The sequence below is a fragment of the Pseudoalteromonas sp. MelDa3 genome, assembly GCF_002863625.1.
GTDB classification, from domain to species: Bacteria; Pseudomonadota; Gammaproteobacteria; order Enterobacterales; family Alteromonadaceae; genus Pseudoalteromonas; species Pseudoalteromonas arctica.
In genome coordinates this window covers 1-13,201 of sequence record NZ_PJBR01000029.1, presented here as the reverse complement: position 1 = coordinate 13,201, position 13,201 = coordinate 1, and the positions used below count along the sequence as shown (strand labels likewise).

General features: G+C 39.5%; 14 protein-coding genes and 9 tRNA genes. All 23 read left to right on the top strand.

Annotated features, from left to right (window positions below; translation table 11 throughout):
- Positions 1 to 12 precede the first annotated feature (12 nt).
- Positions 13 to 537: a crossover junction endodeoxyribonuclease RuvC gene (ruvC, locus tag CXF89_RS08095; protein WP_002960649.1), complete on the top strand. Its 525-nt coding sequence runs from the start codon at positions 13 to 15 to the stop codon at positions 535 to 537.
- Between the two features lie 2 nt (positions 538 to 539).
- A complete protein-coding gene (gene ruvA, locus CXF89_RS08090) occupies positions 540 to 1,157 on the top strand; it encodes a Holliday junction branch migration protein RuvA (protein WP_024590483.1) in 618 nt (205 codons plus the stop codon).
- 7 nt (positions 1,158 to 1,164) lie between these two features.
- Positions 1,165 to 2,172 carry a Holliday junction branch migration DNA helicase RuvB gene (ruvB, locus tag CXF89_RS08085; RefSeq protein ID WP_007580382.1) on the top strand — a complete coding sequence of 336 codons (1,008 nt, stop codon included), beginning with the start codon at positions 1,165 to 1,167 and terminating at the stop codon, positions 2,170 to 2,172.
- Positions 2,173 to 3,152: 980 nt separating this feature from the next.
- Positions 3,153 to 3,857, top strand: coding sequence for a protein TolQ (gene tolQ, locus CXF89_RS08080; protein WP_007580384.1), 705 nt, complete (start codon positions 3,153 to 3,155; stop codon positions 3,855 to 3,857).
- Positions 3,844 to 4,272 (top strand): protein TolR, encoded by a 429-nt coding sequence (tolR, locus tag CXF89_RS08075; protein ID WP_007580386.1) that lies wholly within the window; start codon positions 3,844 to 3,846, stop codon positions 4,270 to 4,272. The genes tolQ and tolR overlap by 14 nt, the downstream gene beginning before the upstream one ends.
- Before the next feature lie 4 nt (positions 4,273 to 4,276).
- A complete protein-coding gene (gene tolA, locus CXF89_RS08070) occupies positions 4,277 to 5,203 on the top strand; it encodes a cell envelope integrity protein TolA (RefSeq protein ID WP_024590482.1) in 927 nt (308 codons plus the stop codon).
- Positions 5,204 to 5,212: 9 nt separating this feature from the next.
- Entirely contained in the window at positions 5,213 to 6,571 is a 1,359-nt protein-coding gene (gene tolB, locus CXF89_RS08065; protein ID WP_101163332.1) for a Tol-Pal system beta propeller repeat protein TolB, read from the top strand.
- 34 nt (positions 6,572 to 6,605) lie between these two features.
- Complete coding sequence (gene pal / locus CXF89_RS08060; RefSeq protein ID WP_007580392.1) at positions 6,606 to 7,148, top strand: peptidoglycan-associated lipoprotein Pal; 543 nt, start codon at positions 6,606 to 6,608, stop codon at positions 7,146 to 7,148.
- A gap of 13 nt (positions 7,149 to 7,161) precedes the next feature.
- Entirely contained in the window at positions 7,162 to 7,911 is a 750-nt protein-coding gene (gene ybgF, locus CXF89_RS08055; protein WP_024590479.1) for a tol-pal system protein YbgF, read from the top strand.
- Between the two features lie 226 nt (positions 7,912 to 8,137).
- Positions 8,138 to 8,213, top strand: a tRNA-Lys gene (locus CXF89_RS08050).
- A gap of 70 nt (positions 8,214 to 8,283) precedes the next feature.
- Positions 8,284 to 8,359: transfer RNA gene (locus CXF89_RS08045), tRNA-Lys, on the top strand.
- 84 nt (positions 8,360 to 8,443) lie between these two features.
- Positions 8,444 to 8,519: transfer RNA gene (locus CXF89_RS08040), tRNA-Lys, on the top strand.
- Positions 8,520 to 8,603: 84 nt separating this feature from the next.
- Positions 8,604 to 8,679 (top strand) — tRNA-Lys (locus CXF89_RS08035).
- An 83-nt stretch (positions 8,680 to 8,762) separates the two neighbouring features.
- A tRNA-Lys gene (locus tag CXF89_RS08030) sits at positions 8,763 to 8,838 on the top strand.
- A gap of 24 nt (positions 8,839 to 8,862) precedes the next feature.
- Positions 8,863 to 8,938: transfer RNA gene (locus tag CXF89_RS08025), tRNA-Lys, on the top strand.
- 82 nt (positions 8,939 to 9,020) lie between these two features.
- Positions 9,021 to 9,096, top strand: a tRNA-Lys gene (locus tag CXF89_RS08020).
- Positions 9,097 to 9,159: 63 nt separating this feature from the next.
- Positions 9,160 to 9,235 (top strand) — tRNA-Lys (locus CXF89_RS08015).
- A gap of 141 nt (positions 9,236 to 9,376) precedes the next feature.
- Complete coding sequence (gene nadA, locus CXF89_RS08010; RefSeq protein ID WP_007580396.1) at positions 9,377 to 10,417, top strand: quinolinate synthase NadA; 1,041 nt, start codon at positions 9,377 to 9,379, stop codon at positions 10,415 to 10,417.
- Positions 10,418 to 10,592: 175 nt separating this feature from the next.
- Positions 10,593 to 10,682: transfer RNA gene (locus CXF89_RS08005), tRNA-Ser, on the top strand.
- A gap of 186 nt (positions 10,683 to 10,868) precedes the next feature.
- Positions 10,869 to 12,110 (top strand): integrase domain-containing protein, encoded by a 1,242-nt coding sequence (locus tag CXF89_RS08000; RefSeq protein ID WP_121954310.1) that lies wholly within the window; start codon positions 10,869 to 10,871, stop codon positions 12,108 to 12,110.
- A 25-nt stretch (positions 12,111 to 12,135) separates the two neighbouring features.
- The gene (locus tag CXF89_RS21375) at positions 12,136 to 12,324 is read left to right on the top strand and encodes a hypothetical protein (protein WP_257983190.1); all 189 of its coding nucleotides are present in this window, start codon (positions 12,136 to 12,138) and stop codon (positions 12,322 to 12,324) included.
- 44 nt (positions 12,325 to 12,368) lie between these two features.
- A complete protein-coding gene (locus tag CXF89_RS21370) occupies positions 12,369 to 12,800 on the top strand; it encodes a hypothetical protein (RefSeq protein WP_257983189.1) in 432 nt (143 codons plus the stop codon).
- A gap of 77 nt (positions 12,801 to 12,877) precedes the next feature.
- Positions 12,878 to 13,129 carry a hypothetical protein gene (locus CXF89_RS07990; protein WP_121954309.1) on the top strand — a complete coding sequence of 84 codons (252 nt, stop codon included), beginning with the start codon at positions 12,878 to 12,880 and terminating at the stop codon, positions 13,127 to 13,129.
- Positions 13,130 to 13,201 lie beyond the last annotated feature (72 nt).

Here is a 13,201-nt window from a genome sequence, read left to right as displayed (position 1 = left end):
ATGGAGCGCTGTTTGGCCATCATTTTAGGGATCGATCCTGGTTCACGTTTGACCGGATATGGCGTTGTTGCCCACCAAGGTTCTAAATTTACATACTTAGGCAGTGGTTGTATTAAGTTAGCCGATCATCCTTTTCCGGTTAGGCTTAAAATGATCTATCAAGGCATTACACAGCTTATTGAGCAGTTTTCGCCAGAAACCTTTGCCATTGAAAAAGTATTTATGGCGCATAACCCCGATTCAGCTTTAAAGCTTGGCCAAGCTAGAGGCGCGGCGATTGTTGGCGCTGCAATGGCCGACTTACCCGTATTTGAATATTCAGCTAGGCAAATTAAGCAAGCAGTAGTAGGTAACGGTGGCGCTGATAAAACACAAGTGCAGCACATGGTAAAAAATATTTTAAAACTACCCGGTACGCCACAGGCCGATGCAGCTGATGCACTTGCTATTGCGATTTGCCACGCTCACTCAGAACAAAATTTAATTAAACTAGCGGGTAGCGCAAGCAAAACCGTTAGAGGACGTTTAAGGAAATAACTATGATAGGCCGCTTAAATGGTATTTTAGTCGAAAAACAGCCACCAGAAATATTACTCGAAGTAAGTGGTGTCGGTTACGAAGTACAAATGCCAATGACCTGTTTTTACGATTTACCAAAAATTGGTGAAAACGCGATTGTTTACACCCACTTTGTAGTGCGTGAAGATGCTCAATTATTATTTGGTTTTAATAATAAAGTTGAACGCGCCTTGTTTAGAGAGCTATTAAAAGCAAATGGCGTTGGTCCAAAACTTGGCTTAGCTATTTTATCGGGCATGTCGGCAAAGCAATTTGTAAGCTGTGTAAATAACGAAGACTCAACGTCGCTTGTTAAATTACCGGGTGTAGGTAAAAAAACAGCCGAGCGTTTAGTACTCGAAATGAAAGACAGATTAAAAGATTGGGGTAATGATTTATTTACGCCATTTAGTGACAGCGCGGTAATAGAGCCGATGAGCGATGCGACAATTGCTAATAATGCAGCCGATGATGCCGTATCGGCATTGGTTGCGTTAGGTTATAAATTGCCACAAGCGCAAAAAGCAGTAAAATCGATAAGCAAGCCCGATATGTCTACTGAGGTTCTTATTAGAGAATCTTTAAAATCAATGTTGTGAGTAACCCATGATTGAAGCGGATCGCTTAATTGATGCGACTGAAAAAACAAATGAAGACTCTATAGATCGTGCAATAAGACCAAAACTTTTAGCCGACTACAGAGGCCAGCCTCATGTTAAGCAGCAAATGGAAATTTTTATTGAAGCTGCCCGAACCCGTGGTGAAGCGCTCGATCATTTATTAATATTTGGCCCACCAGGGCTTGGTAAAACCACGCTTGCAAATATTGTAGCCAACGAATTACACGTAAGTATTAAAACAACATCCGGCCCTGTACTTGAAAAAGCAGGCGATTTAGCTGCGTTACTTACTAATTTAGAAGAAGGCGATGTACTGTTTATTGATGAAATACACAGGCTAAGCCCGCAAGTTGAAGAAATACTGTATCCAGCAATGGAAGACTACCAGCTTGATATAATGATTGGTGAAGGCCCAGCTGCGCGTTCTATTAAATTAGACTTACCTGCATTTACGCTTATTGGTGCAACCACCCGAGCAGGATCGCTTACATCGCCACTACGTGACCGTTTTGGTATTGTGCAGCGATTAGAGTTTTATTCTGTAGAAGATTTGTCGCACATAGTAGGGCGCTCTGCACATTATCTTGGTTTAGAAATGTGTGACGACGGCGCAACCGAAATTGCACAACGTTCACGTGGTACACCACGTATTGCAAACCGTTTATTACGCCGTGTACGCGATTACACACAGGTAAAATCTGACGGTACAGTAAACGCCGAAGTAGCTAAGCAAGCGCTTGATATGATTGACGTAGATAAAAGTGGTTTTGATTATATGGATCGCAAATATTTACTCGCCATAATTGAAAAATTCATGGGCGGCCCAGTAGGACTCGACAATGTAGCTGCAGCTATTGGTGAAGAGCGTGAAACAATAGAAGATGTAATAGAGCCGTTTTTAATTCAGCAAGGGTTTATTCAGCGTACTCCGCGTGGGCGAATAGTGTCTGACAGTGCATATCATCACTTTGGTTTACTTCCTAAAAAAGACTAGCCTCATCATATACATTACTTGCTGTGCTTTATTGCGCAGCCGGTAATTGACTTAGTATCCCTTTCTTTCAAATATTTATACGGCTGGTATTTTACCCAAAATCTCAGCACACTGTTGCAAATGTTATTTCAAAATACTTATACGCTTTATAGTTAACTGTTAATTCACAGGGCGTTAAGACTCGCGAAGCTATCCTGCGTACCATTCAAACTAGTAACCGAATTACTTATTGTAAAATAGGTAGGGCAATTATTAGTTTATAAATAAAGTATGTAGCGCACCAAATTGCAGGCAAAAAAAAGCCCGCAAAAAATGCGGGCAAACAACAAGTTGAAGGAAGTAATCCAGGGAACTACGTTTTACTGAATTTGGTTTTATCCAGAAAGAGTAAAACAATGTAATACGATAAAATATCCTATTACTAAGAACTTGGCTTAATGAAACTATCTCATTCAGTGCGCTAGTTCGGTATGGGAGAATAATACGTAAGATCACCTTTTTATTCAAACTAGAAAATTTGTATTTTCAGATTAGAAAAACTAATTCGGTGAATTTTATTGTTGTTTGAATCTTGCGCGTTAATTAGTCGTTAAATTTATAAGTTAATGAAATTTCTAGCTTAAGTAATTTCTTTTGATGTGGCTCGGTATTAGTTTTACTGTTATGTGAAGGTGAGGCTTATAGGTTTTGAGTGTTTATGCTCTTATTTTGAATAAACGGCGCATTTTATGACGTTTTACTTATATATTTACGCATATTTATAGTTAGCGAGTTTATTTAAAAGATTAAATAAAATACTGAGGCAAAGGGAAATGCCAACTAAAGCTGTTTTTTAACGTTTTTTGTTGCCTATTCATAGCAATACCGTTGTCAGCTTGAAATGGACTAGATACACTAGATGCAACTTTTGACCGTTTAAACGGTCATATTTACACAAATTAACCAATTTGCCGTATTTTGAAATTACTTAGGAGTTTAACGTGGGATCAGGGCTTAATTTTTTAGACCTAATTTTAGAAGCAAGCTTGCTTGTTCAGTTAGTGATGTTAGGGCTAGTTGCCATGTCTGTAATGTCGTGGACAATTATATTTCAGCGTAAAAAAGCAATATCAGATGCACTATCAAATGCTAAGAAATTTGAGCAAAAATTTTGGTCTGGTATTGATCTAAGTAAATTGTATAACGAAATATCGTCACGCAGCGGTCAGTCTCAAGGTATTGAAGCTTTATTTACTTCAGGCTTTAAAGAATTTGCTCGTCATAAAAAGAATACATTTCAAAGTGCGAGTATTGTTATGGAAGGGACGCATCGTTCTATGCGTGTTGCGCTTTCTCGTGAAATTGAAAAAATTGAATCTAGCTTATCGTTTTTAGCAACGGTAGGTTCTATTAGTCCGTACATCGGTTTGTTTGGTACAGTGTGGGGTATTATGAATGCCTTTATTGCACTAGGTGAAGTTAAGCAAGCTACATTACAAATGGTAGCACCCGGTATAGCAGAGGCACTTATTGCGACTGCTATGGGTTTATTCGCGGCAATTCCGGCTGTTATTGCTTATAACCGCTTTTCAAACAGTGTTGAAAAGCTTGAGTCTCACTATATTAACTTTATGGAAGAGTTTGCTAATATTTTACACCGTCAAGCAGCTACACAAATAGAGGCACAAGCGAATGTATCAGCGTAAAAAGCGCCGTCCGGTCGCAGAAATTAATGTAGTACCTTACATTGATGTAATGTTGGTATTACTTATTATATTTATGGCAACAGCACCGCTTATTACACACGGTGTAAAAGTTGATTTACCTAAAATGGAAGAGTCTGATTTAGTTGATACTAAAGATACTCCTCCCATTATTGCTTCAATTGATGCAGAGGGTAAATATTATGTAAGCGTAGGTACTGATCCTGAAGAGCCTATGGAAGCACTTGATGTTGCTGCGGTTATAAAATTACAGTTAATGAAAAACCCTGACGTGCCAGTCATGATTAAAGGCTCGGGTAAGGTGTCGTATCAAGAAGTATTATTACTAATGGATTTTTTGAAAAATGCAGGCGTACCATCAGTAGGATTAATGACTGAATCCTTTGAGGGGAAGTAGCTGTATGAATAGTTCAGTAGTAAAATCGATAGTACTTCATTTAGGAATTGGTGGTTTTTTGTATGCGTCTGCAAACATTCATCCGCCAGCACCTAGAGTAATGGAAGTAACGCTTAATTCGGCTATACCTACGCCAGATAAAGCAGTATCAGCCGTTACAGTTGATCAAAAACAAGTTGAGCAAAAAATTGCTGAACTTCAAAAGAAAGAAAAAGATAAAAAAAGTGCTGAAGACAAACGTATCCGCGATTTAGAACGCAGAGCGGCCAATGCACGTAAGCAACGCGAATCTGAATCTAGGCATATTAAAAAGCTAGAGCAAGAACGTAAAGCTAAAGAAAAAGAAACAGCCGAGGCGCAAGCGCAAGCTAAAAAAGCACGTGCCATTGAGCAAAAAGAGCGCGCTAAAGCTAAGCAAGCTGAAAAGCAAAAGCAAGAAGCTGAAAGTGCAGCAAAAGCTGCTGCTGATAAGCGTAAAACCGAAGAAGACGCACTTAAAAAAGCAGAAGCTGAACGTAAAAAACGTGAAGAGGAAGCAAAAGAGCGTGCAGCCGAGGCAGAACGTAAACGCCAGCAAGCAATGCAAGAGCAAATGTTACAAGAGCAACTTGCCAAAGAGCAGGCTGCCCGTAGTAAAATACGTCAACAACAAGTGGTAAGCGAAGTTGATAAGTACCGTGCATTAATTATGGCGCGTATTCAGCAAAACTTATTGATTGATGAAAAAATGAAAAACCAACAGTGCCGAGTAAATATTCGTTTAGGTTTTAATGGTTTAGTAACGCAAGTTAAATCATTAGGTGGCGATAAGTTGGTATGTGAAGCTGCATTAAGAGCAGTGCGCATGGCCGACACATTACCGGTATCTAAAGATAAAGACGTATTCGAACAACTTAAGAATATTAATTTAACAATCAAGCCAGAATTTTAAAGGAATGATATGTTCAACAAAATAAAAATAGCCTGTTTAGTTTTACTGTTTGGGTTTGTGGGTGTTGCTAATGCAGCACTTGAAATTGTAATAACTGAGGGTGTAGACGGTGCAAGGCCCATTGCTATAGTACCTTTTAAGTACCAAGGTGTTGGCCCAATCCCTGAAAAATTAAGCAGTGTTATTGCTGCCGATTTAATGCGCAGTGGTAAATTTAAGCCTGTAGATGTAGCGCAAATGCCACAACAGCCAACCAAAGATAGCGAAATTGATTACGCATCTTGGGTTAATAAAGGTGTGGAAGCGATATTAGTGGGCGAAGTTGAGCAGCAAACTGATGGGCGTTACTTAGTGCGTTATGAGTTAGTTGACGTGATCCGCGGCCAAATTACTGGTGGCAACACACAAATGATGAGTAATGGTAAGCTAGTTAAAAGCCAAGATCATATTTTGGAAGCGCGTGAAAGTGTTATTGGTGAAAGTGGTTTTCGCCGTTACTCTCATCGAATCAGTGACGTTATCTATGAAAGATTGACTGGTGAAAAAGGCGCATTTTTAACTAAAATTGCCTATGTAATAGTACGTGATAATGATGATAAGCCTTATCAGTTAGTTGTTGCAGATTATGACGGATTTAATGAGCAAGTATTACTTCGCTCAAAAGAGCCTTTAATGTCGCCAGCGTGGTCACCAGATGGTACTAAGTTAGCGTATGTAACGTTTGAAAACCGTCAAAGCCAAATTTACATTCAAGATATATACACAGGTAAACGCGAAATAATAGCAAGCTACCGTGGTATTAATGGTGCACCGCAGTTTTCGCCAGATGGTAAAAAGCTATTGTTAGTGCTTTCTAAGGACAAGACGGGTGCAACAGAAGTTTACATGCTTGACCTAGCTACACGTAAAGAAACACGCTTAACAAATCACCGTAGCATAGATACTGAGCCATCTTGGCACCCTAATGGTCAAGATATTGTGTTTACATCTGAAAGGGGTGGTAATGCTCAGATTTATAAGTTAAATTTAAAAACAGGTAGGTCACAACGACTCACCTTTGATGGTGATATGAATCTTGCTGGTTCAATAACACCAGATGGAAAAGAATTAGTGATGGTTAACCGTACCAACGGGCAGTACCATCTTGCTAAGAAAGAGCTGGCTACAGGCGCGTTCCAAGTATTAACGAGAACACGCCTAGATGAATCACCGAGCATAGCGCCAAATGGTTCGATGATTATATATAGCACGCTTCATAATAATAAACAGGTACTTGCGCTAGTATCGATGGACGGCCGCTTTAAGGCACGGTTACCTGTGCTAGACGGACAAGTAAAGGCACCAGCTTGGTCGCCATACTTACAGTAATATTACTGGTTTACTCAAAATAGGAATCTACTCAATGAAACTTAACAAAATACTTAAAGGCCTGCTAATTGCTGTGCCAGTAATGACATTAGCAGCTTGTAGCTCATCTTCAGATATTGATGAAGGTGCTGCAAACCAATCAAATCAAGGCGTTGTTGAGCAATCAACTAACACTGATACGGTTGAAGTTGCTACAATTTCTCCTGAGCAACAAGCAGAAGAGCAACTTCGTCAAAAGTACGAAGCACTTCGTCAAGAGCAAGTAATCTACTTTGATTTTGATACTGCGACAGTTGAAAGCAAGTACGCAGACTTACTTCGTGCACATGCTGAGTTTTTAGTTCAAAACTCATCAGTTAAAGTACTAATTGAAGGCCATGCAGATGAGCGCGGTACTCCAGAGTACAATATTGCACTAGGTGAGCACCGTGGCCAAGCAGTTGAAAAATACTTATTAAGCTTAGGTGTTTCAGCTAGCCAAATGTCAGTGGTAAGCTACGGTGAAGAGAAGCCAATGGTTAAGTCTCGCACTGAATCAGCTTTCGCTAAAAACCGCCGTGCGGTACTAGTTTACTAAGATAAGAGATATTATGAAGCCGAAAATTATTTTGGCAGCCATGATATTGAGCGGGAGCACCCAGTTAATGGCTGCTCCCGCTCCTGTTTCAGAAGCTGCGAGTTCACAATCAAGTATTGAGAAGCGATTAGCGTCGCTTGAGAATATGATGCAACAGCGTAACTTTTTGCAAGTTGAGTTACAGCAACAGCTTAACTTGTTACAAGACGAAGTAAGCCAAATTCGAGGTGTAACCGAAGAGCAAAGCTACAAGCTTGAAAAAGTACTGCAGCGTCAGCGTGAGTTGTATCAAGAAATTGAAAACCGCGTGAGCCAGGCTTATACACAGCCAGCAGCAGCTCCCGCAACTGATTACACGCAACAAAGCAATGCACAGACCTATAGCAGTGACTTATCTGAAAATGAAGCCTATGAGCGCGCTGTCGCGTTAATAATGAAAGATAAACGCTATGACCAAGCGATTCCTGAATTTCAAACGTTTTTAACTACCTACCCAAACTCTGTCTATGCGTCTAATGCGCATTATTGGTTAGGGCAGTTGCTTACTATTAAAAATGATGGTGTAAAAGCAGTAGAGCACTTTAAAGTCGTTGTGAACGAATTTCCAAATTCTAATAAACGCCCAGATGCAATGCTAAAGTTAGGCACACTTTTACAAGATCAAGGTTCAGCGGCGCAAGCGCAAAAAATATTGAGCGATCTTATCAATCAATACCCAAGTACAACCGCTGCAAAACTAGCAACTGATCGTTTAGGAAACTAAAGTTCACTAGCGATTAAATTTCTAGTTAGGGCGAGCAAACTACATGGAAACTCTCGAAGAATCTTGGATTTGCATGTAGTTTGAGCACAAACGGTTTAATTTTGTGCATCTAGACATAAAAACTTAAAAAAAGAGACAATTTCGGTTGCACTCATTTTATAAATAAGTATTATAAGCGCCCGCAGCAAACGAATGGTTACCCCACTCGAAATGCGACAAAAAGAGCGGGTTATTAGCTCAGTTGGTAGAGCAGTTGACTTTTAATCAATTGGTCGATGGTTCAAATCCATCATAACCCACCATTCTTTGAATGGTCTTTTATCGGCGGATTTACGTAGAATACTAAGTTGTTATAAAACGCAACGTCAGAGCGGGTCATTAGCTCAGTTGGTAGAGCAGTTGACTTTTAATCAATTGGTCGATGGTTCAAATCCATCATGACCCACCATTCTTTATTCCTTGTGAATAGTGTGTGGCATCAATCGGCGGATTTACGCAGGCTTTAACTTAGAAATAAGTTAGCAACTGGAACGGGTTATTAGCTCAGTTGGTAGAGCAGTTGACTTTTAATCAATTGGTCGATGGTTCAAATCCATCATAACCCACCATTCTTTATTCCTTTGAATAGTGATTGGTTCCAATCGACGGATTTACGTAAAGTAGTAAGTTGCATTTAAACGCAACAATAGAGCGGGTTATTAGCTCAGTTGGTAGAGCAGTTGACTTTTAATCAATTGGTCGATGGTTCAAATCCATCATAACCCACCATTCTTTATTCCTTGTGAATAGTGTTTGGCATCAATCGGCGGATTTACGTAAGCTTCATTCATAATTGAATAAGTGCATAGAGCGGGTTATTAGCTCAGTTGGTAGAGCAGTTGACTTTTAATCAATTGGTCGATGGTTCAAATCCATCATAACCCACCATTCTATGAAAAGTTATATAAGAGCGGGTCATTAGCTCAGTTGGTAGAGCAGTTGACTTTTAATCAATTGGTCGATGGTTCAAATCCATCATGACCCACCATTCTTTATTCTTATGAATAGTGTTTGGTATCAATCGGCGGATTTACGTAAGCTTCATTCATAATTGAATAAGCGCATAGATTGGGTTATTAGCTCAGTTGGTAGAGCAGTTGACTTTTAATCAATTGGTCGATGGTTCAAATCCATCATAACCCACCATTCTATGAAAGTTTTAATCGGCGGATTTACGCAGCTTCTTACAAAGCAGATTTATATTAGAGCGGGTCATTAGCTCAGTTGGTAGAGCAGTTGACTTTTAATCAATTGGTCGATGGTTCAAATCCATCATGACCCACCACTCTCTAATACTTTCCTTTATATTCTTTTTTAAATTCCCATTCTATTTTTTATAAACAGCTTTACTAGTTTGCTGTTATTTGTGTTTATATTCTCGTATAATTCGCCCTAATTAATGCACTGTAGATAAGTGGTCGAGAACATGAGTCTAGCTCAAACTATTATGCCTGAAGGTTATATTTTCCCCCCTAAGCCAGCACCGTTAACAAATGACGAGCAAGGCGAATATAAAGCGCGTATAAAACAATTACTAAAAGATAAAAATGCAGTACTTGTTGCACATTATTATACCGATCCTGAAATTCAAGCACTTGCTGAAGAAACTGGCGGCTGCGTTGCCGATTCGCTAGAAATGGCGCGTTTTGGTGCACGTCACGATGCAGATATGATCATCGTCGCGGGCGTGAAATTTATGGGCGAAACAGCCAAAATTTTAACGCCAAATAAAACGGTTGTTATGCCAACGCTTGAAGCGACGTGTTCGCTAGATATTGGTTGCCCGATAGACGAGTTCTCAGCGTTTTGTGATGAGCACCCTGACCGTAAAGTGGTTGTGTATGCAAACACCTCTACCGCAGTTAAGGCGCGTGCAGATTGGATTGTAACCTCATCATGTGCACTTGAAATAGTAGAGCACCTTGATGAGCAAGGCGAAAAAATCATTTGGGGCCCAGATAAGCACCTTGGTAGTTATATTCAAAAAAATACCGGTGCTGATATGCTTATGTGGAATGGCGCATGTATTGTACATGACGAATTTAAAACTAAAGCCTTAAAAGATATGAAGGCGCTACACCCAGATGCAGGCGTATTAGTTCATCCTGAGTCACCAGCAGAAATTGTTGCACTTGCCGATTCGGTTGGATCTACGAGCCAATTAATTAAAGCTGCGCAAACAATGGACAATAAAAAGTTTATTGTAGCAACCGATCGCGGCATCTTTTATAAAATGCAGCAACTATGTCCAGATAAAGAGTTTTTTGCGGCTCCAACGGCAGGTGAGGGCGCTTCATGTAAAAGTTGCGCACATTGCCCTTGGATGGCAATGAATGGCTTAAAAGCGATTGAGGAAGCCCTCATAAGCCCTAAAGGTAAAGAAGTATTCGTTGATATGGATTTACGCGAAGGCGCACTTAAGTCGCTTAATCGCATGCTTGAATTTACTGCGAGCATGGCTAAGTAATTTTAAAAGTATAAATTAAAACGGTTAGGTCTTAGATTTAGCCGTTTTTTGTGCCTATAGATAAGCTATTGCTTGATAAGTAAGCATTTAAAGGCTCATATTTAAAAATGCCTTGCACCTTAAGGGTCTATTTCATACTATAGCGCGCTGTTGCATTACACAATTGCAGCACTGTGGAGGGATGGCTGAGTGGCTGAAGGCGCACGCCTGGAAAGTGTGTTTAGGTTTATCCCTAACGAGGGTTCGAATCCCTCTCCCTCCACCATTATTCAATATCAGGACGTCTCAGGACGTCCTTTTTTGTGCCTGTAATAAAATAAAATCAATGACTTAGTGTATCATCTCGTCCCATCCAGTTTCACCCAAGCCCAAAGTTTTAGTATCTAATATGGTATTCCTTTAATAAACTGCCATAATAAAGAATACTAAATTGGAGTAGGGTTCATTTTTTATGGCAAGATCAGCGAAGCAACTTACCGATACAGCGTTAAAGAAAGCAAAAGCAGAGGATAAAGATATAATTTTATCTGATGGGAATGGCCTACAAGTAAAAGTTAGAAAGAGTGGTTCTAAGCTCTGGAACTTTAACTACTATCATCCAATTACAAAAAAGCGTATTAACATGGGGTTAGGTAAGTATCCCGATATATCAATTGTTAATGCTAGAAAGCTAGCGCAAGAAGCTAGGGAGTTGGTAGCTCTAGGGACTGACCCTAAAGAACATAGAGACGAAACCTTAGCTTTTAAAAGAGCACAAGAAGAGTTAACACTAAATAAAGTCGCTTTAGAGTGGTTTGAGGTTAAAAAACAAAGTTTAACCAAAGACTATGGTGAAGATATTTGGCGATCGTTAAACAAGCATATTTTATCGGTTATTGGCAAATACCCCATTGGTAAAATTAATGCACCACAAGTGATTAAGATTTTAAAACCCATAGAAGCAAAAGGAACCTTAGAGACAGTTAAGCGGCTATGCCTGTATTTAAGAAAGATCATGATACACGCAGTTAATAGTGGTTACATTAATGCCAATCCACTTGCAGGGATTAGTGAGGTTTTCAAAAAGCCGCAAAAACTAAACATGCCTTCGTTAAAACCAGAGGAGCTGCCTGAATTAATGCAAACACTTGCTATAGCATCAATTAAGCGCGTAACTCGTTTTTTAATTGAATGGCAGTTACATACACTTACGCGCCCAGGTGAAGCTGCCGGTACTCGATGGGATGAAATCGATTTTGGTAATAAACTTTGGACTATACCCCCTGAACGCATGAAAAAACGCAGAGAGCATGTCATTCCTTTATCAAAACAGGCTTTAGAGTTATTGGAGGCAATAAAACCAATTTCAGGGCACAGAGAGTTTGTTTTTCCGTCAGACAGAAACCCCAGAAATCATATCAACAATGAAACAGCTAATATGGCTCTAAAACGTATGGGGTTTGAAGGTAGATTAGTAAGTCATGGCTTACGTTCGCTTGGAAGTACAACATTAAATGAGCATGAGTTTAACCCAGATGTGATAGAAGCCGCACTGGCGCATGTAGATAAAAACCAAGTTCGTTCTGCTTATAATAGAGCTGAATATATAGAAAAACGCAGAGAGCTAATGAATTGGTGGAGCGACCATATAGGCAAAGCATCTCAGGGTACATTGTCGGTAACAGGGCATAAGCACCTTTTAAAAGTTGGTTAGAAGAGAATAAAAATAAGGAGATAAAATGGCTTTAACACAAATGCAAATCATTCAATCACTTGGTGAAGCAATGAGCTGGCTAGAAAGGGAGTTAAGCTGGGATGTGCCTGCAACGGAGTTAAGACACTTAACCGGTAGAATAGGGGAGCTGTACGCTGCACTTATAATGAATGGACGTATGCAACAGAGGTTAACCAAGCGGGGTACGATGTAGTATCAAGTACTAGTGAGCGTATATCAGTTAAAACAACTGGTAGGATGCATTCAAGCGGCCATATTAGCTTTAATACTAATACGTTAGAATTGGTCGATCGTATAATTATTTTAAGAATCAATACAGATGAAATGCAAGTCGAAACTCTATTAGATGCGCCTGCTGAAGAAGCTAAACAACTAATGAGCGATGCAGCAACGGATAAAAGCTTTATTACAATGAGTAAGTTAATAAATCCACCGGTTAAGCCACGTATATTACTAAATGTAAAAGAAGCTATATGGAATAACTACAAATTAGTAGAGCTTGAAAATGGCACCATTGAAGTGTTTTTAAATCACGAGCTTGTAACACCAAGTAAGCCTTACTTACGTGATATCGCTAAAGAGTTTGGGATTTCAATTTTAAATAGCAACGGAAATCCATTTAATACAAGGCAATTAGGCTCTTTGTTGATTAAAGAGTTGCTCAATTAATTCCTATTATCATGGCTTTACTGAAGGTACTTTAAAAGGTACATTACTGCCTAAATTAATAAAATGAAGCAGGGAATATGAGCGATTTAGTAGAGTGTAGTGAGTGTAAATTAAAATTCGATTTGGATGAATACGATAATTGTCCTGATTGTGAAGACGACTTAATTGAGTGTGAAGTGTGTGAGCACAAGTTTAATTATAAACTCAAAAGCTGCCCTAACTGTGATGAAAACACAGTGCCAGAAGGTACTGAATGCGAGTTTTGCGAAAAGCCTGCAGTGCGCTATATGCAAGATAACCCGGTTTGTGAAGACCACTTCCAGCAGTAATCAAGTTTACTTGGCTCATAATAAATTGTAATGAGCCATTTCCTCGACTCAAGAGCTCTAAGCTAGAGGCAA